The sequence below is a fragment of the uncultured Flavobacterium sp. genome (assembly GCF_937967675.1).
Classification (GTDB): Bacteria; Bacteroidota; Bacteroidia; order Flavobacteriales; family Flavobacteriaceae; genus Flavobacterium.
In genome coordinates this window covers 19478-42310 of sequence record NZ_CALBSN010000035.1, presented here as the reverse complement: position 1 = coordinate 42310, position 22833 = coordinate 19478, and the positions used below count along the sequence as shown (strand labels likewise).

Genomic DNA, 22833 nt, shown 5'->3' with positions numbered 1-22833 from the left:
TGTTGCAACAACTTTTCATTATATCCCAACGGGTTAAAACCCATTGCTATTTATTTTGTTTCGACCTTCTCAAAACGACATAATGGACAAGACGCGACTTGTCACTGCGGCTGCAACGCCTCCCTAAGCACCTGTTGCAACAACTTTTCATTATACCCTTGACTTTCCTTAATACTCTGCTCCAACCCATCACAAAACGCCATTAACTCGGCTAACTTAGCCACAATTTGTTCTTGCTCGTGTAGCGGTGGAAGTGGGAATAATAATTCTGTAACATCCTCTTTTTTTAAATTCGGTTGCTGCCCTTTACCCTCAAACATTGATTTATATTTATTTAAGACATAATCGGAGCGTAAATATTTATAAATATATTCATTTGAGATAGCCGGATAATTTCTTATTAAAGCGACACGTTGATTTAATAAAGAATTATTGTAAACATTATTACATTTACTGATTTTCAAACCTTCTGCTATGTATGGACGTGTTAAGGCAAGAATTAAATCACCTTGATAAACAATATAATTTGAATATTTCTCAATAAAATTATATGGCAAAACATCATCAGTTTCAATAAGCTCTCCAACCCCAGCATTGGTTATTTTTATACATTTAACACCTTCCCCTTTTTTAAAATCACTACTGTTAAAATTAGTTCCTGAAATAAAATTTGAAATCTCCCCCAACCTACACCAAGCCCAATGCTCCGGAATTTCAAAAGGAATTTCATCATTTGTAATTGGTGGTAACTCTTTTTCTTTTTTGAGTTTTTTCTCTGCTATTAATTGGGCTTTCTCGGCTTTTATTTTGGCTAACAAGTCATGTCCTGTTTCTTGCTTCTCGACTCCGCTCGAAGTGACAGGCGTGAGGAGTTTTCCCTGCATCGCTTCACGCAAAAATGCCTGACGCAATTGTTTTATTAGGTCGAGTTGGTGGGTGAGTTCGGATGAAACATCTTCAATTATTGAATTATTTTCATTTAACTTCTTAACAACCTTTCTTTGTTCTTCAATATCAGTTGGTATTTCAACTTCTAAAGGAAGAATATGTTTTGGTTTAATTTCCGTTTTTATACCACCTGGAACTTGTTCTTTTAAAGCTTTTTTAAACTCTAAACTTTTTAAAAAATTGGTTAAAAAATCAATATCAATTTGCTTTTCATCAAATTCATATGAAGAATAATGAATTGTAGCAACTACATCTTCTTCACCTTGATAAATATTCATTGCTCCTTTTTCAACATTGATACCAGAAATTACCAAATCTCCTTTTTTAACTAATATCATATCTGTATTCGATACTTTATCAGATAAATAAATTGTTCCTGAAAAATCAATTTTTTCAATTCGCTTTAAACCTTGAATAGCAGGATCTTTTGGCTTATAACGTCCTTTACGATTTTTGAGAAATTGCCCTAATTTTACTTTTTGCCAACTCATTACTTTACCGCTTCTTTTAATTGGTTCAACAAGGCATTGCTTTTCTCAAAAGAAGTATGTAATAGTTCCATTAATTCCATACTACTGTATTCGTGAGCTTCTTCTTGCTTGGTTGGGTTTTTAATGTCTAAATCGTAGTTGCGGTCTATGATGGTTTGGATGTCAACTTTCCAAGCAATATCACTTTCCTTACGGTCGTTCCACCACGTTTTAATTGGGTTAAAGGCTGCCGGCTGTATCGGTTTGGTTTTGTTGTAGGCTTTTTGTCCTTCAGGCAAACGGTGTTCATAATACCACACTTCTTTGGTTGGTGTGCCTTTGGTAAAAAACAACAAATTGGTCGCTACTGTAGCATACGGTTGAAACACAGAGTTAGGCAAACGAATAATGGTGTGTAAATTACATTCTTCCAATAATTTTTGGCGTACGCGTTGTTTTACACCATCACCAGTTAACGAGCCATCAGGTAATACAATTCCTGCTCTTCCGCCTTGTTTTAATAAATGAATCATTAAAATCAGGAACAAATCGGCACTTTCTTTGGTTCTATAATTCTGCGGAAAGTTGTTTTCGTTGTTATTGGCTACAATCCCTCCAAAGGGTGGGTTAGCTAAAATAGCGTTTACACGGTGCTTTTCCGTAAAGTTAGAAAGCGGTTGGTCTAAGGCATCGCCAAAACGAATGTTTGGCACTTCCATATCGTGCAAAATCAAGTTGGTCGTAGCTAACAAATACGGTAGCGGTTTGTATTCCCAACCTATGACATTTTCGGCAATGCTTTTGCGGTCTTCTACGCTGTTGGCTTGTTCTTTTAAATGTTCAATAGCACAAGTCAAATAACCACCGGTTCCACAAGCAGGGTCCAATATTTTTTCGCCCAATTGTGGGTTAATCATTTCGGTAATAAAACTCGTAATGGCACGAGGCGTGTAAAATTCCCCACTTTTACCGGCACTTTGTAAGCCTTTTAAAATGGTCTCATACAATTCCCCAAACGCATGACGGTCTTTGGCAATATTAAAATCTATTTCATTCAACTTGTTCAACACCTTACGAATGTTGATACCGCTTTTCATGTAGTTGTTGTTCCCTTCAAAAACTTCACGTACAATCAAAGCACGGCGATTGCCAGAACTTACGTCAATATTACGCAACGCAGGAAACAATTTTCTATCTACAAACTCTAGCAATTCGTCACCTGTCATTCCTTCGTCATCGCCTGCCCAATTGCCTTTTTCCTTTACCCAATGAAATTCATCAGGTATAGGCGACGTATAATTGTCGTCGAGTAATTCTAATTCTTTGTCTTTATCGGAAAATATTTTTAAAAACAACATCCAACCGAGTTGTTCTATGCGTTGGGCATCACCGTTAAGACCCGTGTCTTGCCACATGATGGTTTGTATGGATTTTAGGATGGAGGATATGTTACTCATTTTATTTTATTGTTAATTTATTTCATTTAGAATCCCTTCGGGATTATATGTTTATAGAAATTGTTGTTGTTTGTAATATACGACCCCATCGGGGTCAAACCTACATGTCGCATATTATTCTATAAACATATGACCCCTTTGGGGTCTAATTTATTCAATCCATTCAAATAAATATTCTTCTTTATATTCAACTTCAAATTTCTTTAAAAAATCTATATATTCTTCTTGGAATGATTTTTTACGATGATGCTCTTTTTGATTTGCAATATAAGAAATGACATTATCTAACGCTGAATGACTATATGAAAATGCACCATATCCTTCTTGCCATTCAAACTTAAATTGACAAAATTTCTTTTCATTAATAAAACCATTAGAAGATTTTTTTATTTCTCTAACCAAATCCGATAAATTACAGGAAGGTTTCATTCCGATTAGTATATGAATATGGTCGGACATGCCATTAATGGCTAACATTTTTTGCCCTTTATTTTGCACAATACCAGTTATATACTTATATAATTCTTCCTCCCAACTTTGTTGAATAAAAGATTTTCTGCCTTTAACAGCAAAAACTATATGAATATATATCTGAGAATAAGTAATTGACATTACACTTTTCTATACAATTCGTTTTCTAAATCTTTTACCGCTTCTAGATAATGTTGTTTGTTCCCAAAATGGCTTATAATCTCAATAGGAGAACCATACTCATCAAAAGGTTTTACACGCAACACTTCTATACTTTCTATATTTTCAACACCTTCATCTGCATATTTATCTAATAGTGTTTCTAAAACTTTACGCGCTTGTTCGCCATATTTCGTAAAGTAGTTGCGTTTTTTTACATTGTTAGCACGTTCTTTTCTAGTCAATGGTGGTTGGTCGTACGCTACGTGGCAAATCAAATCAAACAAATCTACTTGCTTATCAACCGCATCATACAAAGCTTCTACCATTACGCCTTGTTCTTGCAACTCTTTAATAATAGCTTCTTTTTTATCGGCTTGGTTCCAAGTCAATAAGAAATCATCCAAAGAAGCAAACTTTTTCTGTATGATACTTTTCGTGTAATCTTTTAAACTAGTTGTAATAGGTTTGCCTTCATTATCAAAATACAATTCTCTACTCACTAGAATAGAAACATCAACCCCGTTCACATATTGTTTCGGTCTTTTTTGATATTCGTCTGTGCTTGATGGTTCTCTAACTACCGCAGGAGCCATTATAATTTCATCTCCTGAAACTTCATCAATAATGGGTGTAACTTCTGTTTCTTCTTCGTCAATTATCGTTTCTAAATCAAGGTCTTCTGTAATGGGTTTAACACGTAACGGATGTCCATCAAACTCAGGGTCAGCAAAATTATCCGTAGCATTTCTAAAATCAAGAATCGTAAAATACAACTTATTAAACTCTTCATTGATACGCGTACCACGACCTACAATTTGTTTGAATTTCGTCATGGAATTAATGTTGGCATCAAGTACAATTACTTTACAAGTTTGCGCATCAACACCTGTGGTCATTAATTCAGAGGTCGTAGCAACCACAGGATATTTTTCTTCAGGGTTAATAAAGTTGTCTAATTCCCGTTTACCTTCTTCATTATCGCCTGTAATTTGCATCACATACTTATAATTTTCCGCAACTAAATCAGCATTATGGCGAGCAATGGCATTTCGCATACGTTCGGCATGGTCAATATCTACACAGAAGATAATTGTTTTAGCAAAACGGTCAAAACCTTTTAGATATTCGGTTACTTTTTTAGCAACAGTATCCGTTCGTTCGTCAATGACTAAACTTCTATCAAAATCTTTTCTATTGTAAATTCTATCCTCTACTTCGTTACCTTCTTTATCGGTTTTACCTTGTTCAGGTCGATATCCTTCTGCATCTACATTCAAAGCCACACGAATAACTTTGTAAGGAGCCAAGAATCCATCGTCAATTCCTTGTTTTAAAGAATACGTGTACACTGGATCGCCAAAATATTCGGTATTACTAGTCTCTTTAGTTTCCTTTGGTGTAGCAGTCAAACCAACGTGTGTAGCATTTTTGAAATATGTAAGTATTTCACGCCAAGCACTATCTTCTTTGGCACTTCCTCTGTGACACTCATCAATAATTATTAAATCAAAAAAATCAGGTGAAAACTGTTTGTAAGCATTAGCATCTTCATCCGCACCCGATAAACCTTGATATAAAGCCAAATAAATTTCATAACTTTTATCAATCATACGGTTTTTAACCACCGTCATTTTATCTTTAAAATGTTTGAAATCCCCACGTTTGGTTTGGTCAATCAAAGCAGTTCTATCGGCAAGAAATAAAATTCTCTTCTTAGCACCACTTTTCCATAATCGATGAATAATTTGAAAAGCCGTATACGTTTTTCCAGTACCTGTTGCCATGACTAACAAAATTCTATTTTGTCCGTTTGCTATGGCTTCAACAGTTCTGTTTATTGCAATTTGTTGATAATATCGTGGTTTTCTTCCCGAACCATCCGAAAAGTATTTTTGTAAAGCAATCTTTTCGCCTTGTTCAGTAACTATACCTTTATAGTGTTTGTACTTCATCCATAATACTTCTGGAGAAGGAAAGTCTTCCAAAGCTAATTCGGTTTCAATAGAATCATCATTTACGGTTCTATCATGATATACAAAACCATCACCATTACTACTAAACACACTTGGAATATCTAATATTCTAGCATAGTTAAGCGCCTGTTGAATACCTGCACGAACCGAATGCTTGTTATCTTTTGCCTCAATAATAGCAATTGGATTGTCCTGATAGTACAATAAATAATCCGCTCTTTTTCGTTCACCACGAGCAGTCAATTTACCACGAACATAAATTTTACCATCAGTAAAAGTCACTTCTTCAAGCACTTGAGATTGTAAGTTCCATCCTGCATTTTGAATAGCAGGTGTTATAAATTTTGTACAAATATCGCGTTCTGATAATTTCTTTTTATCAATCATTTTAATAGCATTGAATTCTTCAAATTTAATAAAAAAATGGTGTTAAACAGTACTTATTAATATGTATTTTTGTGACATATAAAATATTCATAAAAAGAAGTTTTTTATAAATAAGATTATTTATACCTCATTATTTCGACACAATTGGCTGTAACTATTCAAGGCTTTCGAAAGCAATTTAATTCAAAAACGGGTAATTAGCCCCATTTTTTAGAGTTTTTTTATGTTTTTTTTTCTAAATTAAATAGCTTTTTAAAACAAATGGTCTTCATTTAAGCTCCAAAATTAAACGTAAAAAATTGTCAGGTTAAAATTTTCAACTCGACAGGTCGAATTGTAAAACTCGACAGGTCGAATTGAAAAACTCGTCAAGTCCATTTTTTAGCAAAAAAAGAAAAAAAACGAACTCAAGAACGTTCTAGGCTTTCATAAGAGAGTTGTATTAAATGCAGAGAATTATGGCGCTTTTTGGTAACTTAAGTTCTCAACATGTTTTTCGACTTTATGGCATTTCAAAGAAAATATCAATTTACAATAAATAAATAACACACATTGTTGTATATTTGAAAGCAGCTTTAACTAGCTGCTTTTTTTATGCACTCAATTAATCAAAAAATACCATTATCTTTTCCAAATAATATAGAGCTCTTTATTAAAAGAGAAGATTTGTTACATCCAATCATTTCTGGAAATAAATTTAGAAAACTCAAATATAATATTCAAGAAGCTAAACGATTGGGTCATTCTACTTTGTTAACTTTTGGTGGAGCTTTTTCAAATCATATTTTAGCAGTTGCTGGAGCGGGTGCTGAATTTGGGTTTTCAACTATTGGTGTAATAAGGGGAGAAGAAATAGAGTATAAAATTCATGAAAACCCTACTTTAATAAAAGCACAAGAATTAGGAATGAAGTTTTATTTTGTTTCTAGGTCGGACTATCGTGAAAAAGAAAACACTAATTTTAAAGAAAAATTACAGACCATTTTTGGAAATTTTTACTTAATTCCTGAAGGAGGTACAAATTTTTTAGCAATTAAAGGATGCGAAGAAATTTTAACGGTTGAAGATAAAACTTTTTTTACTCATGTGGTTTGTTCTACAGGAACTGGCGGAACTTTCTCAGGTCTTGTGAATTCTTCTACAGAAAACCAACAACTTATTGGATTTTCTTCTCTAAAAGGTGCTTTTTTATCTGATGTTATTCGTAATTTTGTAACCAAATCAAATTGGATTATCAACGATGATTATCATTTTGGTGGATATGGAAAAGTAAATTGCGAATTAATTCAGTTTATAAATGCATTTTACAAGCAAACAAAAATCCCTCTCGATCCCATATATACAGGAAAGATGGTATATGGCGTAATGGACTTGATTGAGAAAGATTTTTTTCCACCTAATGCTAAGATTCTTATGATTCATTCGGGTGGTTTACAAGGCGTTAAAGGAATGAATTTGGCGCTACAAAAAAAGAATAGAGAAATAATCTGTTATGATGAAATGTAAGCTTTTTTAATGGCTTAATGATTTCTAAAAAAAAGTATGCTCCTGTCTGTCATCATAATTATTGTTTGATTTATGAGGGGGTATAATGAGGGTAATTTCGATAAATTTAAATGGTATAGAAACACAAACAAATGAAAAGTAAATTCGTCATTTTTATTTTAGCACTCTTAGTAATAAGTTGTAAAAGTACTAATCCTGTTGTTAGAACAACTAAAAAGAAACCAGTTGTACATTCAAAATCAACTGCTACAAAAGGACTTACTAAAAATCCCAATTCAAAAACTTCAGATAATAATGCTCAAGTTTCTTTAGAAGCAACTTCAAACATTAAAACGTATGCCGAAGAGATTCAAAATTACGTTGAAAACTTTAAAGAAATCGCTATGAATAACATGAAAAATCATGGAATTCCAGCAAGTATTACTTTGGCTCAAGGAATTTTAGAATCGGGAGCAGGAAAAGGCAAGTTAGCACAATCTGCCAACAATCATTTTGGGATAAAATGCCACACAGGATGGACGGGAGATAGTGTTCGTCATGATGATGATGCAGAGCAAGAATGTTTCAGAAAATACGAACATCCTTCAGAATCTTACAGAGATCATTCTTTGTTTTTAACTTCTAGAACACGATATGCAAATTTGTTCAAATTAGACAAAGGAGATTACGAATCTTGGGCAAGAGGTTTAAAAGCAGCAGGATATGCTACGGATGTTAAATACCCCGATAAATTAATTGGATTAATTGAGCGTTTTGAATTGTATAAATATGATAATCAAGTGCTGAGTCGCGATTTTAAACCTACTAAAAAAGAAGTTGTAGCAGCTCAAGGTGGCGACTATTATACCGTTCAGCAAGGAGACACCTTGTATGCATTGTCAAAAAAATTTAATCTTACAGTAGACGATTTAAAAAAGTTAAATAATATGTCTGATACTACTATTTCAATCGGACAACAAATTAAAATTAAATAATGCTATATAAAAGAAGTAGTGAATTATTTGTTGAAGCTAGCAAAGTAATTCCAGGAGGTGTTAATTCACCAGTTAGAGCTTTCAAAGGAGTGGGAGGTACTCCGATTTTTGTGAAAGAAGCTAAGGGAGCTTATTTGTATGATGAAGATGGAAACCGTTTAATTGATTATATTAACTCATGGGGACCAATGATTTTAGGTCATGCTTACGAGCCAGTAGTTAATGCAGTGGTTGAAAAAGCAAAAAAAGGAACATCATTTGGAATGCCTACAGAGTTAGAAACACAAATTGCAAAATTAGCAGTTTCGATGGTTCCAAATATCGATAAAATTCGTTTTGTAAATTCGGGTACAGAAGCTTGTATGAGTGCCATTCGTTTAGCACGTGGTTATACAAAACGAGATAAGATTATTAAATTTTCGGGTTGCTATCATGGACACTCAGATTCTTTTTTAATCGCAGCGGGAAGTGGTTTGAGTACATTTGGTGTGCCTAATTCTCCCGGAGTTACAGAAGGCACGGCTAAAGATACATTATTAGCCGCTTACAATGATATTGATAATGTTAAAGCTCTTTTTAAAGCTAACGAAAATCAAATTGCAGCGATTATTATTGAGCCTGTTGCTGGTAATATGGGATGTATTCCTCCAGTAAAAGGATTTCTAGAAGCGCTTAGAGATGTTTGTACTGCTAATGGAGCGTTGCTTATTTTTGATGAAGTAATGACCGGATTTCGATTAGCAAAAGGTGGAGCACAACAATTATTCGACATTCAAGCAGATATTGTATGTTTTGGAAAAGTAATAGGTGGAGGATTGCCTGTAGGAGCTTTTGCTGCAAGAGAGGAAATTATGAATTATTTGGCACCACTTGGTCCTGTATATCAAGCAGGAACTTTATCTGGAAATCCATTAGCCATGGCTGCTGGCTATGAAATGCTAAAAGTTTTAAATGAAGATGAAACCATTTTTTCTAGATTAGAAGAAAAAACAGCTTATTTAGAGAATGGGATTAGAAGAGTCTTAAAAGAAGCCAATGTGATGTTTACAATAAATAGAGTAGGATCAATGATTTCAGTTCATTTTGATGCTAACCCTGTTTATGATTTTAATACTGCTAAAAATGGTGATAACGAAACTTTTAAGCTTTTTTTTCACGGATTATTGAAACGTGGAGTTTATATCGCACCTTCTGCTTATGAAACTTGGTTTATAACAGATGCACTGTCTTATGAAGATTTAGATTTTACGATAAATGCTATAGCAGATACAGCTAAAGAATTATAAAAAAAAGTCCCAATCTTGGGACTTTTTTTATTTAATTAAATTCTCGTAAAGAGCTTTATTGTTTTTAAGTTTTCTAAACACATCAGGTGAAAAAGTTCCTTCAAGTTTACTTTTTATGGTTTCATAAATTTGATTTCTCTCTTTTTCTGTAGTAGCTTTAGATAAGGCTTGATGCTTATATACAAGTAAACTGAAGATTCCATTTTCAAGCGAACTTTCTAAAGGAATTTCTTTTACCAATGCACTTAATTCTGATTTTGCTAAAGTTTTAGGGTCATTATCATTTGATTTCCCTTCTTGTGCAAATGCAATTGTACTGAAAGAAAATAGTAATAATAAAGAAAAAAATATTTTTTTCATAATTGTAAATTTTTATTTTGGTTCGTCAAATCTAAATTAAATTTGAGATTAAAACAAAAGAATACAGAAAATATTTAGTTAGCTTGTGATGTTCTTTTTCTTTTTTGCATTCGTTCTTCAACTTTTTCTTTTTTAGCAGCGCGCTTTTCTTCCCATTTTTTATATTGTTCAGGAGTTAATATTTTTTCCATTTTGGCTTTCATTTCAATTTGATTGTTAAGCATCTCATTTTTAATTGAATACTTTTCATCAGCAGTTGGTTTTTCTCCATTTTCTCGCTTTGATTTCATTTCTTCAACTTTCGTTGTTCTTTTTTTAGCCTGCTCTAGCAAAAGGGCCTTTACATCTTTTTGCTGCTTGGCATCCAAATCTAAATCTAATGTCATTCTTTTGACTTGAAGTTCGGTTTGTTGTTCTGGAGTTAACTTTTCTCTTTCTTGTTTTCTGTTTTGCGCAAAAGTTAATGTCGTCGTCACTAAAGCAATTGCTAAAATTAATTTTTTCATCTTTTCGTTTTTTTAATTGTTTGATGATAAGACCTTGAAAAAATAAAAAGGTTTAATTGATAATAAAAAAAAGCGAAACTTTTTTAAAAAAGTTCCGCTTCAAATATTTAAAGGTTAAAAATTATTTTCCTAAGTACTCAGCAATTTTATTTTCGCCATCAACTACTACTCGCATTAAGCCATGTTTGCTTAATCCTTTACTGGCAGCATCCCATTTTTTTCCGCTTAATTCTGTTTTAGTTTTTAAATCACCAATCGAAATTCCTTCGTTAGCTTTTAAAATTTCAATGATATGTTTTTCGTCTTCTGTTAATTCTGGACCTTTTTTCTCAGGGCGCATTTGCGGGAAGAATAATACTTCTTGAATGGATTGATTGTTCGTTAAGAACATAATTAAACGGTCCATTCCAATTCCTAAACCAGATGTAGGTGGCATTCCGTATTCTAAAGCTCTTAAGAAATCTTCGTCGATAATTCCGTTCGCTTCATCATCACCTTTTGCGGCTAAAGCCATTTGGTTTTCAAAACGCTCTCTTTGGTCAATTGGGTCATTTAATTCCGAATACGCATTTGCAATTTCTTTTCCACAAACCATCAACTCAAAACGCTCTGTCAATTCAGGATTATTGCGATGCGATTTACATAAAGGTGACATTTCTTTTGGATAATCAGTAATGAACGTTGGCTGAATGAAGTTGCCTTCACATTTCTCACCAAAAATTTCATCAATTAATTTTCCTTTACCCATGGTGTCGTTCACTTCGATTCCCATAGATTTTGCAGCTTCACGCAATTCATCTTCCGATTTTCCAGTAATGTCAAAACCTGTGAATTGTTTAATAGCATCCGTCATGGTTACTCTTGCATAAGGCGCTTTAAAGTTTACTTTATGTTCTCCAAAAGTAGCTTCAGTTGTTCCGTTTACTTGAGTAGCACAATATTCTAATAAATTTTCAGTCATTTCCATCATCCAGTTGTAGTCTTTGTAAGCTACATAAATTTCCATTGCGGTAAATTCTGGATTGTGAGTTCTGTCCATTCCTTCGTTACGGAAGTTTTTCGAAAATTCGTAAACTCCGTCAAATCCACCAACGATTAATCTTTTTAAATATAATTCGTTAGCAATTCGCATGTATAAAGGAATGTCTAAACTGTTATGGTGTGTAATGAAAGGTCTAGCAGCTGCTCCACCTGGAATCGATTGTAAAACCGGAGTTTCCACTTCCATATAACCTGCTTCATTGAAAAAAGTTCGCATAGCGGTGAACAATTTTGTTCTTTTCATGAAAACTTCTTTCACATGTGGGTTTACCACTAAATCCACGTAACGCATACGGTAACGCAATTCTGGGTCGGTAAATGCGTCAAATACATGGCCTTCTTCGTCAGTTTTTGGTAACGGAAGCGGTTTTAATGTTTTGCTCAACATTTTGAAATGATCCACACGAACACACATAGCGCCTACTTTTGTCATGAATAATTCACCTTCAATTCCAATAAAGTCACCTAAATCGGTTAATTTTTTGAAAACTTGATTGTAAAGTGTTTTGTCTTCACCTTGGCAAAGCATATCACGATTAAAATACAACTGAATTCTTCCATCGCTATCTTGTAATTCAGCAAACGAAGCTTTTCCTTGATCACGAACACTCATTAAACGTCCAGCCAAAATAACCTTCTTACCTTCTTCAAAATTTTCCTTTACCTGCTTTGAAGTGTGATTCACCGGAAATAAATCCGCTGGATAAGGGTTAATTCCAAGTTCGCGTAAAGCGTTTAATTTGTCTCTTCTAATGATTTCTTGTTCCGAAAGTTGCATAATATTGTATTTAAGCGTGCAAATGTAACTATAAATTAAAAAACTGCCAACTTTCAACTGAACACTGAATACTTTTTTTAAGAGCGAATGGTTCGGGCTTTTTTGCTTTCCATATTCCTGCCATCCGTTATATCTTTTTTTCAAAAAGGATGTCACTCCTGTCAGGGCTAATTAGTAAACTATTCGTATCTTTGCTTCACTTTTCAAAACACAATTTCGTTCACTATGAATAAAAAAGTCCAACTTCAAGATTTAGGAAACAAAGATTACAAAGACACTTGGGATTATCAAGAAGCATTATTCAAAGAAATTGTGGATATTAAAATTAAAAACAGACAATCCAACTCCCAACTTCCAACTCCTAACTTTCTACTCTATGTAGAACATCCACATGTTTATACACTAGGAAAAAGTGGTGACATCACAAATTTATTACTTTCCGAAAAACAATTGGAAGCAAAAGGAGCCACTTTTTACAAGATCAATAGAGGAGGCGATATTACCTACCACGGACCAGGACAAATTGTGGGTTATCCTATTTTAGATTTAGAAAACTTTTTCACCGACATTCATAAATACTTACGTCTTTTAGAAGAAGCTATAATTTTAACATTAGCAGAATACGGTTTACAAGCAACTCGTAGCGAAGGAGAAACCGGAGTTTGGTTTGATGTAGGAACACCATTCGCAAGAAAAATTTGTGCTATGGGAGTTCGTGCTTCTAGATGGGTAACCATGCATGGCTTCGCACTAAATGTTAATGCTGATTTAGGATACTTCGATAATATTATTCCATGTGGAATAAAAGGAAAAGCGGTTACTTCAATGCATGTTGAATTAAATAGAAATGTAGATGAGCAAGAAGTAAAGAATAAAATTCTTAAACATTTTCAAAATCTATTCGAAGCGGAAATAGTATAGTTTAAGTATAGATACTCCATAGATATAGCATAGATAAAGTATAGATAGTGTATGAAATGAATATTAAAAATGGTATTAGTTAGTGTTTAAAATTCCAAACTCAATTGCTCTGGCAATAATCTAAAACTCATTCGGTGATATTTGCACGGACCATATTTCTTAATAGCCTCTCTGTGGTCTTTTGTTGGGTAACCTTTGTTTTTTTTCCAATTATACATGGGGAACTCTTCATGAATTTTATCCATATATTCATCCCTGTACGTTTTTGCTAAAACAGATGCGGCAGCAATACTTAAAAATTTACTATCGCCTTTAATTATATTAGTAGTTGGAATTGATTTTAAAAGTTCAATTTCTGCTATTGTAAAAATCTTTCCTGTTTTTTGTTTCATTCCTAATTTTCCATTTAATGGCCGATTTCCATCTACTATTATGTATTCAGGTTTTTGATTTAATTTTAAAACAGATTCTTGCATTGCTTTCAGTGAAGCATTTAATATGTTTATTTCGTCAATTTCATTTGGAAAAATATGAGTAACGGCAAAAGAAATTGAAGTTTGTTCAATAAGTGGGCGCAACTCAAACCTTTTTTTATCAGAAAGTTGTTTAGAATCGTTTAGCTCTTCAAAAAGTCTTTTTACAGCATCGTTGGTAATTCCCCCTTCGGGGGTTAGGGGGCTTATTGCTGCGGCAGCTGTTACGGGTCCAGCCAAACATCCTCTTCCTGCTTCATCTGTTCCGCATTCTAATATTAAATTACTGTAACTTTTGCTTAACATTCTTTTTTTTGACAAAAATACAACTTTAGGCGCAACCTTTTTACGAAATTTTCATCTTTGATAAGAGAATCTTCCGTAAAATGTTTTTTTAAAACTAAAACTTTAACAAAAATAAATTAGTAATATTCCGAAGTATTATTTGTTTATTTAAGAAATAATTAAGAAGTTTGCGGAATAACTAACTCAAATAAATTTAATATGAGATCGAAGTTCAAATGGATTTTTACGCTTTTAGTAGCGTTTACAATGCAGTTTTCGTTCGCGCAAGAGAAAACTGTTACGGGTGTGGTTTCTGACGAACTAGGCCCAATTGCAGGTGCTAACGTTGTTGTTGATGGAACAACTCGTGGTACTACGACAGATTTTGATGGTAATTATACTATCAAAGCTAAACAAGGAGAAGTTTTAGTAATTTCTTACACTGGAAAAAAAGCTGTTAGAATTACTATTGCTGCTGCAAGTTCTTACAATGTGTCTTTAAAAGACGATGTTGTTGAAGGTAAAGAAGTAATTGTTACGGCTTTAGGTATTAAAAAAGAAGAAAAAGCGGTAACGTATGCAGCTCAGTCTGTAAAAGGATCTTCTATGACAGAAGCTAGAGAGTCTAACATCGTTAATGCTCTTTCTGGTAAAATCGCAGGGGTTCAAGTTACTAACTCTTCTGGAGCTGTAGGTTCTTCTTCAAGAATTGTATTGAGAGGGGCTTCTTCTATTACGGGTAACAACCAAGCTTTGTTTGTTATTGATGGTGTTCCATTTGATAACACAAACTATGGTAATGCTGGTTCAGGTGGAGGTAGAGATTTACCTAATGGTGCAGCGAGTATTAATCCTGATGATATTGAGTCAGTTACTGTGTTAAAAGGGCCTACTGCTGCTGCTTTATACGGTATCCGTGCTAGTAAAGGGGTTATCTTAATTACTACTAAATCAGGTAAAAAGAAAGATAAATTTGAAGTTTCTTTCAACTCAAACATTACTTTCTCTAATCCATTATTGTTGCCAAATTATCAAAACTCTTATGGTCAAGGAGCTACTTCTGATTTCTTTCAATTCGTTGATGGTGCTGGAGGTGGATACAATGACGGAGTTGATGAAAGTTGGGGTCCTGCTTTAGACAGAGGTTTATCTTTTGTACAATGGGATTCTTATAAATATGGAGGTATGCCAACTCCATGGATTTCTCATCCTAATAACGTGAAAAATTTCTATGATACAGGTGTAGCTCAGTCTAACAGTATTACATTAATTAGCGGTGGAGAAAATAACAACTTCAGATTATCTATTGGTAATTCTGATGAAAAAGGTATGATTCCTTTTACTGATTTCAAAAAATTCAACGTTGGTTTCAACGGAAACATGAAATTAGGTGAAAAATTAACTGCAGGTGCAAATGTAACTTTCTTTAACAACAAAAGTAATAACTTGCCTCCTGTAGGTTACAGTTCATCCAACGTTGTTCAACAGTTCATTTGGTCTGCAAGAAACGTTAATTTCCCAGATTTAAAAAATTGGAGAAACTTACCATTAGCTCCTGTAGGAACAGCTTCTGAAGGAACTCCACTAAACTGGAATAACGTTTTCCAAAATAACCCTTACTGGGTATTGGAAACTAATAGAAATACTTTTGATCAAGACAGAGTAACTGGGTCTACTTATTTAAATTACAAATTCAATGATAAATTATCTATCAATGGTAAATTAAGTTTAGATCACTACTCTCAAAGAGAAACACTTAGAGCGGATGTAGGTTCTAATGAATACAAAGATGGATACTATGCTGAAATAGCTAGAAGATATTCAGAAATCAATGCGGAAGCAATTTTAACGTATCAAACTGATTTAACTTCTGATTTAAAATTATCTTTAAACGGAGGTATGAATACTTTAAAAAGAGTTAGAAATACAGTTGTTGGAGAATTAACAGGAGGTTTAGAGTTACCTGGATTGTTTACTTTATCAAATGTTAAATCTGGAACTACTCCATCTATTGATAGTGATTCTTTTGATCAAAGAATTAATAGTGTACTTGGTTTTGGTCAATTATCATATAAAAATTATGCTTTCTTAGATTTCTCAGGAAGAAATGATTGGTCAAGTGTTTTACCAGTAAAAAATAATTCATTCTTCTATCCAGCGGTATCAGGATCTTTTATTTTATCTGAAGTTTTAGGTCTTCAAAATGCTAAAGTTAACTATGTTAAATTAAGAGCAGGTTGGTCTAAAGTTGGAGGTACTGGTCCATTAGGTGAGTATTCTACAAACAGAACATTTACATTAGCAAATAATAACTTTGGAACTCAATCTTCTGTGCCTAATACACAATGGAATCCAAATATCAAGCCTGAGTCAACTATAGGTACTGAGTTTGGAGTAGATGTTAATGCTTATGGAAATAGAGTTCGTTTAGCAGCAACTTATTATTCTCAAACATCTACTGATTTGATTTTACCACTACAGGTTGAAGCAGCTTCAGGATTTACATCTTCTTGGGAAAATGCTGGTGAAATGACTAACAAAGGAATTGAGTTACAGTTAGGTTTAACTCCTATTAAAACAGATAATTTCTCTTTTGATATTGATTTAAACTTTGCAAAAAATAGAAACGAAGTTACTAGTTTAGGTGGTGCTGATTCTTATACTCTTGGTGGTCAATGGGGTATGGAGTTACAGGCAATTCCTGGTCAAGCATATGGAGCAATTGTAGGTTTCCCTTATGCAAGAACTGAATCTGGTGACATTATTTATGAAAATGGTTTGCCAAAAGTTAATAACTCAGAGTTAGTAACATTGGGTAATATTACTCCAGATTGGACTGGGGGTGCTAATTTTACATTTAAGTACAAAAACTTTGATTTAAGCACATTGGTTGATGCTAAAATTGGAGGTGACATCTTCTCTATGTCTTACATGTGGGGTAGATATGCAGGTACTTTAGATGAGACTTTAATTGGTCGTGAGACTGGAGTTGTTGGTAATGGTGTTGTTTCTGACGGAGCTGGTGGATATACAGCTAATAATGTTGTAATTGACGCTAAAACATTTAACCAATTCGCTTACAACTATTCTAACTTTACTGAAAGTGGTATTTTTGATGCTAGTTACGTAAAATTACGTCAAGTTGTTTTTGGATATTCTTTACCTAAAAACTGGTTAAAAGGAACTTTTATTCAAGATTTCAAAGTGTCGGTTGTGGGTAGAAATTTAGCTTTATTATACAAAAAAGCACCTCATATCGATCCAGAATCTGCATTTAGTAATTCTAATGGTGAGCAAGGACAAGAATTTGGTCAATTACCATCGGCAAGAACTTACGGATTTAATATTAATGTTAAATTTTAATAAAATTAAATATGAAAAGAATAATTTATTTATTTATTGCATCAATGGCATTTGTTGCTGTTAGTTGTGATAAGGATTTTGAAGAGATTAATACCTCTCCAAATAGTCCTTCATCAACTGATCCAAACTTGCTATTGTCAACTGCTATTACTGCTACGCAAAATACTATGTATAATGCGCAGGTTGGTGGTGATATGGGATTATGTTGGGCTCAACATTGGTCAAAAGTACAGTACAATGATGAAGAAAAGTATATTCCAAGAAGAGCTTTAATGAATGCTGTTTGGACTAACTTATATGCTGGTGTTATTGCTGAGTCTAAATCAGCTTATGATTTAGCGGGTGAGGCTGGAAATACAAATTTACAAGGTGTTTCTTTAGTGTTACAAGCGAATGCATTTCAAATTTTAACTGATTTATATGGACCAGTTCCATTTTCTCAAGCTGTTGTTCCTGGAAATGTTAAACCAATACATGATTCTCAAGAAGAGGTATATGATGGTATTTTAGATTTATTAGATAGAGCAGAAGTATTATTTGCTTCAGGTACGGGTGACTTTACTTCATCAGCTGACTTAGTTTATGGTGGAGATGTTACTAAATGGAGAAAGTTTGCTGCTTCATTGAAACTTAAAGCTTTAATGAGAATTTCTAAAAAGAGAAATGTTTCTGCAGACGTTCAAAGTTTAGTAGCTTCTGGTTTATTGATGTCTTCAAATAGTGATTCTGCTGAGTTATCTTATACAGCTTCACAACCTGATGCAAACCCAATTTACGAAACAATCGTTTATGGAAACAGAAATGAGTACAAAGTAAGTTCTGTTTTAGTGTCTACTATGAATGCATTAAGTGATCCTAGATTACCTATTTACGCTCAAACAAATAATGCAGGTCAATATGTTGGTAATATCCCTGGTATTGAAAATCCTGGAAATTATAATGGATTCTCTTCTCCTGGAAATAAGTATTTAGACCCAACTTTACCTGGAGTTTTCTTATCTTATGCTCAAGTTCAATTATATTTGGCTGAAGCTGCTAATGAAGGTATTATACCAGGTGGTGTTACTCAAGCTAAAGTACATTATGTAAACGCTATTGAGGCTAACTTCCAGTTCAATGGTTTAGGTTCAGCTTCAGTTTATACTTCTAATGCTAGTGTTGATTTTTCAACTCAATCTGAGGCTAGAGAAAAAATTGGTACTCAAATGTGGATAGCATTATATGGTCAAGGTATTGAAGCTTGGACAGAATGGAGACGTACTGGATATCCAGCTTTATCTCCAGTTGCTAATGCTGCAATTGCTCAAATTCCTAGTAGATTCTATTTTTCAACAGACTCTCAAAATTACAATCAAGTAAACTATGCAGCTGCTAGTGCTACATTAAGTAATGGAGATACTATGTTGTCAGATGTTTGGTGGATGAACTAAAAAAAAAATGATTATGAAAAAAATATTAAAATTATCTTTATTTTCATTTTTAGCACTTGGAATGTTTTCATGTGTTGATGATGACAATGATACTCTTACAGGGGATAAAAATGTAGGAGGTTTATTAAGTGTTGAGACACTTGCAATAACTTATGCGCAAGGTAGTGCTCCTACTGATGCTTTATCTGCAAGTTTGTCTGTGTTTCAAGGTAGAGAAAAAGTCGAAACTGTTGATGTTTATAAACAATATTTTCGTTTAGATGGTAGTACTTTATTAAAGTCAAACAATGTATTGCTTAAATCTGTTAATTTTCCTGTTGAAAATCAACATGAATCTTTAACTTTCAGTTTTAACTATAATGAATTAATATCAGGAGTTGTTTTTGAAGGACAGCCATTACCTGCTGATGATGCTACATTAGAAATTGGTGATTACTGGTTATTAACGTACGTTGCAAAATTAACTGACGGTAGAACTGAGCATTTAAATGTTAAGTCTACAAAAGTAAATGTTTCATGTGGTTCTTTCTTAGCGGGTAATTACTCTAACAGAACTGTTAGAACTGAAACAGGAACTGTTTATACTTTTGCTAATGATTTAGTAACTCAAATTGCTGATGGTTTATATGTTTCTTCATATATAGGACCTTACTATTGTGCTGGTCAAGCACCTGGATCTGCAAATACTATTCAATTACCTGCAGGTACTAGAGCTGGTTATACTTTTAGTGATGTTTGTAACGTTATTGGTTTAGATACTCAAAATTTAGCTAGCGCTTTTACTAATGAAGTAAGACAAAGTGCTGCTCAAAAAGCATTGAGTAATGTAAACCCTGTTACTGGTGTTATTACTGTTCATTATTCAATTTTCTTTACGGGTAATACAGTTGAAAGACCTTTTGTAACAACTTTAACGCCACTATAATCTAATTATTTAACTACTCAATTAAACAAATTAAAATTTGTTTAATTGAGTTAATACAGATTTTTTATGAAAAAAAATAAATTAAATATTTTTGCTTTAATCGCATTATTTGCTGGAAGTACTTTTTTTACTTCATGTAGTAATGATGATGCAACAGATGATTCTGTTATTGAAGTAAATGATGGAAGTGCATCTGTATCAGCAGTATCTCCATATTTGAATGTTAACTCTGTGAGTACTTTCAACGAGGGAGGATATGATAAAACCATTGAATTTGCTGTTAATTTAGTTACTCCGCAACCAGTTGATACTTATGTAACAGTTTCTTTAGTTTCTGGTACTGCTACAGAAGATGTAGATTTTGAATATGACCACCAAGTTTACATTCCAGCTTGGAGTTCTTCTGGAATTGGTACTGTTACGATCATTGGAGATAGCGAAGATGAAGCTACTGAAACTTTTGTGTTAAAAGTTGGTAGTGAATTTGATGCTAATATCAAAGTTGCTACTACTAATTTGTCTTTCAATATTACTGATTACGGTGATTTAACTTTAGAGTTCGCATGGGATAGAAATATTCCTGGTTATCCATTTGGATTATGTGATGTAGGTTACGATGTTGACGTTTATGTTTTAGACGAAAATGGAGATGACATTACAGGATATGCTGCCGCAACCAGTGCTTGTCCTGAAGAATTCACTGTAAGTTTAGGAGATGTTGAAGATGGTGTTTATACTATATATATGAATGTATATGACGACGCAACACTAGCTTCAGTTGGTATCCCAACTTTTAATATTCCAATGACTATTAATTACTCTAGATACAACTCACCTTTTGCTGGAACTTTTGTTCAAGATGCTGCTGATGCTGTAGATTCTGATTTTGGAAATACTCCAAACTATGATCAAGAGTTTATTTATGTTGCTACATTAACTGTAGAAAATGGAATTTTTACTTTCTCTAAAAACGGTCAGTTTGTTGCTTCTGGTAGAGCAGCAGCTCCTAGAGTAAATATTACTAAACCAGTTAAAAATATTCAAAGAGGTAATTTTTTTAACTAATTAAAAGTATTTCTTTTAAAAGCCCCTTTTAGGGGCTTTTTTTATTCCCTATTTTCTCATTACATTTGCTAATATTTTAATGTAATGAAGATTTACTTATCCATTTTATTTTTGTTTCTTTCTTCTTTTGTTTTTTCACAAGTTGTTGATGAGGGTGATTTAGAAAAGGGACTACAACAAGGCAAAGAAATAAAGCCTTCTATTAAACTCTATAAAATTTATTCTTTAGAGAAAGATACTACTTATGTGGATACTTCTTTGTCAATAAAAAATGAGTATAAATATAATTTTCTTAGAAAAGATATTTTTGGATTGATTCCTTTTGCTAATGAAGGGCATACTTGCAATGTTTTAAATTTTGGACTTATTCAAAAGAGTATATTACCAAGTTTTGGATTTTCAGCTAAACACTTTAATTATTTACAAGCTTCTGATATTAAATATTATTCTGTTCCTACACCGCTAACAGAGTTATACTATAAAACGGTGATGGAGCAAGGTCAGTCATTAGATGCTTTTCTAACAGTTAACACTAAGCCAAATTTTAATTTTTCTATTGCTTATAAAGGTTTGCGATCTAATGGAAAATACATTAATAACATATCTAGTTCGGGTAATTTTAGATTTACAACAAGTTATTTTACTAAAAACAAACAATATTTTTTAAATGCTCATTTTACCGCTCAAGATATTTCAAATCAAGAAAATGGAGGTATAATTGATACTAAATTATTCGAGCAAAGTAATCCACCAAATGATCAACGTGATAGACTTGATGTATATTTTAAAGACGCAACCTCACTATTGAAAGGAAACCGTTTGTTTCTTGAACATTCTTTTTTCCTAAATAAGAACAATCCAAATAGTTTAGTCTTTACCCATACTTTTAATACTGAATATAAGTTTTTTGAATTTACTCAGTCAAGTTCAAGCACTCGTTTTGGCGATGCATTTTCAAATAGTATTAATAATAAAACACGTTTTAATAATTTTTACAATAAAATAGGGCTTGGCTATAAAACTAAAAATTTTGGAAGTTTAAATTTTTATGTTGACGATAACAACTACAATTATTATTATAACAGTTTAGTTTATGATAACTTAGGGAATATTGTAGTTCCAAATGCTATCTCTGATAGAATAAATATGTTAGGTGGAAATTATACTTATTTTACAAGCAATTTAACTGCAAAAATTGAATTGGCTCAAACGATTTCTAATCAGTCAATTTCAAATGTACATGCAATGCTTAATTATACACCTAATGATAATATTAAACTTGAATTTAAATATCAAAAATTAAACAGTTTACCTAACTTAAATTATACATTATATCAAAGTAGATATGTAGATTATAATTGGTTAAATAATTTTAAAAATGAAAAACTTAACCAACTTTCTTTTTCTGCCTTTACAAAATGGTTAAATACTAGTGTGCAATATAAAGTTTTAAACGATCATTTGTATTTTGATAATATAACTGATGATATAACTAAACTTACTGTTAAACCTATGCAATATGACAAAACCATTAATTATTTTTCAGTAAATGCTAATAAAGACATTAAGTTTTGGAAATTAGGTTTAGATGTCACAGTTTTATACCAAAAAGTAGATCAAGCTTCTGATATAGTTAACGTTCCAGAACTTACTACACGTAGCACTTTATACTTTTCAGATCATGTTTTTAAGAAAGCAATGTTCTTGCAAACTGGAGTTACATTTCAATATTTCTCTAAATATTATGGAAACGATTATAATCCATTAATTGGAGAATTTTATGTTCAAAATGAAACAAAGTTTGGTAATTTTCCAATGTTTGATTTTTTCATAAATGCTAGAATTAAACAAACTAGAATTTATCTAAAAGCAGAACATTTTAATTCTTCTTTTACGGGTTATAATTATTATTCCGCTCCAAATTATCCATATCGAGATTTTATGGTTCGTTTCGGTTTAGAATGGAATTTCTTTAAATAATAAGAAGCCTTTTGTCTTGGTTTTTTATTTATAAAATTCACACTATCTTTGCAAAATAATTCAAAATTTCAG

The 22833-nt window shown here is 32.7% G+C and carries 17 protein-coding genes; 9 read left to right on the top strand and 8 right to left on the bottom strand.

Going from position 1 to position 22833, the window contains the following annotated elements; genetic code table 11:
• Positions 1-101: 101 nt before the first annotated feature.
• The 4 genes from Q0075_RS02245 to hsdR form a co-directional block, all read right to left on the bottom strand.
• Positions 102-1439, bottom strand: coding sequence for a restriction endonuclease subunit S (locus Q0075_RS02245; RefSeq protein WP_297868100.1), 1338 nt, complete (start codon positions 1437-1439; stop codon positions 102-104).
• A complete protein-coding gene (locus tag Q0075_RS02240; RefSeq protein ID WP_297868099.1) occupies positions 1439-2875 on the bottom strand; it encodes an N-6 DNA methylase in 1437 nt (478 codons plus the stop codon). Before Q0075_RS02240 ends, Q0075_RS02245 begins: the two co-directional genes overlap by 1 nt.
• 150 nt (positions 2876-3025) lie before the next feature.
• A complete protein-coding gene (tnpA, locus tag Q0075_RS02235) occupies positions 3026-3487 on the bottom strand; it encodes an IS200/IS605 family transposase (protein ID WP_297868098.1) in 462 nt (153 codons plus the stop codon).
• On the bottom strand, positions 3487-5865 hold the full coding sequence (hsdR, locus tag Q0075_RS02230) for an EcoAI/FtnUII family type I restriction enzme subunit R (protein ID WP_366798054.1): 2379 nt from the start codon (positions 5863-5865) through the stop codon (positions 3487-3489). Before hsdR ends, tnpA begins: the two co-directional genes overlap by 1 nt.
• A gap of 597 nt (positions 5866-6462) precedes the next feature.
• Between hsdR and Q0075_RS02225 the strand changes: the two genes are divergently transcribed.
• The 3 genes from Q0075_RS02225 to hemL all read left to right on the top strand — a co-directional run bounded on the left by Q0075_RS02225 (position 6463) and on the right by hemL (position 9634).
• Positions 6463-7374 (top strand): pyridoxal-phosphate dependent enzyme, encoded by a 912-nt coding sequence (locus Q0075_RS02225; protein ID WP_291108531.1) that lies wholly within the window; start codon positions 6463-6465, stop codon positions 7372-7374.
• Between the two features lie 131 nt (positions 7375-7505).
• Positions 7506-8348, top strand: coding sequence for a glucosaminidase domain-containing protein (locus Q0075_RS02220; protein WP_291108533.1), 843 nt, complete (start codon positions 7506-7508; stop codon positions 8346-8348).
• A complete protein-coding gene (gene hemL, locus Q0075_RS02215; protein WP_297868096.1) occupies positions 8348-9634 on the top strand; it encodes a glutamate-1-semialdehyde 2,1-aminomutase in 1287 nt (428 codons plus the stop codon). The genes Q0075_RS02220 and hemL overlap by 1 nt, the downstream gene beginning before the upstream one ends.
• A 27-nt stretch (positions 9635-9661) precedes the next feature.
• Here the strand turns inward: hemL and Q0075_RS02210 are convergent, their stop codons facing one another.
• From Q0075_RS02210 to lysS, 3 genes are all read right to left on the bottom strand, one after another.
• Complete coding sequence (locus tag Q0075_RS02210; protein WP_297868095.1) at positions 9662-9994, bottom strand: hypothetical protein; 333 nt, start codon at positions 9992-9994, stop codon at positions 9662-9664.
• A 74-nt stretch (positions 9995-10068) separates the two neighbouring features.
• Positions 10069-10500: a hypothetical protein gene (locus tag Q0075_RS02205; protein ID WP_297868094.1), complete on the bottom strand. Its 432-nt coding sequence runs from the start codon at positions 10498-10500 to the stop codon at positions 10069-10071.
• 121 nt (positions 10501-10621) lie between these two features.
• Positions 10622-12319, bottom strand: a complete 1698-nt coding sequence (gene lysS, locus Q0075_RS02200; protein ID WP_297868093.1) for a lysine--tRNA ligase — start codon at positions 12317-12319, stop codon at positions 10622-10624.
• A gap of 225 nt (positions 12320-12544) precedes the next feature.
• On the opposite strand from lysS, the gene lipB reads away from it, so the two are divergent.
• Positions 12545-13240: a lipoyl(octanoyl) transferase LipB gene (gene lipB / locus Q0075_RS02195; RefSeq protein WP_291107614.1), complete on the top strand. Its 696-nt coding sequence runs from the start codon at positions 12545-12547 to the stop codon at positions 13238-13240.
• A gap of 86 nt (positions 13241-13326) precedes the next feature.
• Here lipB and Q0075_RS02190 read toward each other — a convergent pair whose 3' ends face one another.
• Positions 13327-14019, bottom strand: a complete 693-nt coding sequence (locus tag Q0075_RS02190) for a ribonuclease HII (protein ID WP_297868101.1) — start codon at positions 14017-14019, stop codon at positions 13327-13329.
• A gap of 198 nt (positions 14020-14217) precedes the next feature.
• Here Q0075_RS02190 and Q0075_RS02185 point away from each other — a divergent pair, with 198 nt between their 5' ends.
• From Q0075_RS02185 to Q0075_RS02165, 5 genes are all read left to right on the top strand, one after another.
• Positions 14218-17361, top strand: coding sequence for a SusC/RagA family TonB-linked outer membrane protein (locus tag Q0075_RS02185; protein ID WP_297868092.1), 3144 nt, complete (start codon positions 14218-14220; stop codon positions 17359-17361).
• 11 nt (positions 17362-17372) lie between these two features.
• Positions 17373-18791 (top strand): SusD/RagB family nutrient-binding outer membrane lipoprotein, encoded by a 1419-nt coding sequence (locus tag Q0075_RS02180; RefSeq protein WP_297868091.1) that lies wholly within the window; start codon positions 17373-17375, stop codon positions 18789-18791.
• 13 nt (positions 18792-18804) lie between these two features.
• Positions 18805-19716 (top strand): hypothetical protein, encoded by a 912-nt coding sequence (locus Q0075_RS02175; RefSeq protein ID WP_297868090.1) that lies wholly within the window; start codon positions 18805-18807, stop codon positions 19714-19716.
• Positions 19717-19782: 66 nt separating this feature from the next.
• Complete coding sequence (locus Q0075_RS02170; protein WP_297868089.1) at positions 19783-20781, top strand: hypothetical protein; 999 nt, start codon at positions 19783-19785, stop codon at positions 20779-20781.
• Positions 20782-20865: 84 nt separating this feature from the next.
• Positions 20866-22761 (top strand): putative porin, encoded by a 1896-nt coding sequence (locus Q0075_RS02165; RefSeq protein WP_297868088.1) that lies wholly within the window; start codon positions 20866-20868, stop codon positions 22759-22761.
• Positions 22762-22833 lie beyond the last annotated feature (72 nt).

Coding starts and splice junctions, on each gene's coding strand:
- tnpA (WP_297868098.1), bottom strand. CDS start 3,487: ATGTCAATTACTTATTCTCAGATATATATTCATATAGTTTTTGCTGTT.
- Q0075_RS02170 (WP_297868089.1), top strand. CDS start 19,783: ATGAAAAAAAATAAATTAAATATTTTTGCTTTAATCGCATTATTTGCT.
- Q0075_RS02175 (WP_297868090.1), top strand. CDS start 18,805: ATGAAAAAAATATTAAAATTATCTTTATTTTCATTTTTAGCACTTGGA.
- lysS (WP_297868093.1), bottom strand. CDS start 12,319: ATGCAACTTTCGGAACAAGAAATCATTAGAAGAGACAAATTAAACGCT.
- Q0075_RS02240 (WP_297868099.1), bottom strand. CDS start 2,875: ATGAGTAACATATCCTCCATCCTAAAATCCATACAAACCATCATGTGG.
- Q0075_RS02180 (WP_297868091.1), top strand. CDS start 17,373: ATGAAAAGAATAATTTATTTATTTATTGCATCAATGGCATTTGTTGCT.
- Q0075_RS02225 (WP_291108531.1), top strand. CDS start 6,463: ATGCACTCAATTAATCAAAAAATACCATTATCTTTTCCAAATAATATA.
- Q0075_RS02220 (WP_291108533.1), top strand. CDS start 7,506: ATGAAAAGTAAATTCGTCATTTTTATTTTAGCACTCTTAGTAATAAGT.
- hemL (WP_297868096.1), top strand. CDS start 8,348: ATGCTATATAAAAGAAGTAGTGAATTATTTGTTGAAGCTAGCAAAGTA.
- lipB (WP_291107614.1), top strand. CDS start 12,545: ATGAATAAAAAAGTCCAACTTCAAGATTTAGGAAACAAAGATTACAAA.
- Q0075_RS02245 (WP_297868100.1), bottom strand. CDS start 1,439: ATGAGTTGGCAAAAAGTAAAATTAGGGCAATTTCTCAAAAATCGTAAA.
- Q0075_RS02205 (WP_297868094.1), bottom strand. CDS start 10,500: ATGAAAAAATTAATTTTAGCAATTGCTTTAGTGACGACGACATTAACT.
- Q0075_RS02185 (WP_297868092.1), top strand. CDS start 14,218: ATGAGATCGAAGTTCAAATGGATTTTTACGCTTTTAGTAGCGTTTACA.
- Q0075_RS02190 (WP_297868101.1), bottom strand. CDS start 14,019: ATGTTAAGCAAAAGTTACAGTAATTTAATATTAGAATGCGGAACAGAT.
- Q0075_RS02210 (WP_297868095.1), bottom strand. CDS start 9,994: ATGAAAAAAATATTTTTTTCTTTATTATTACTATTTTCTTTCAGTACA.
- Q0075_RS02165 (WP_297868088.1), top strand. CDS start 20,866: ATGAAGATTTACTTATCCATTTTATTTTTGTTTCTTTCTTCTTTTGTT.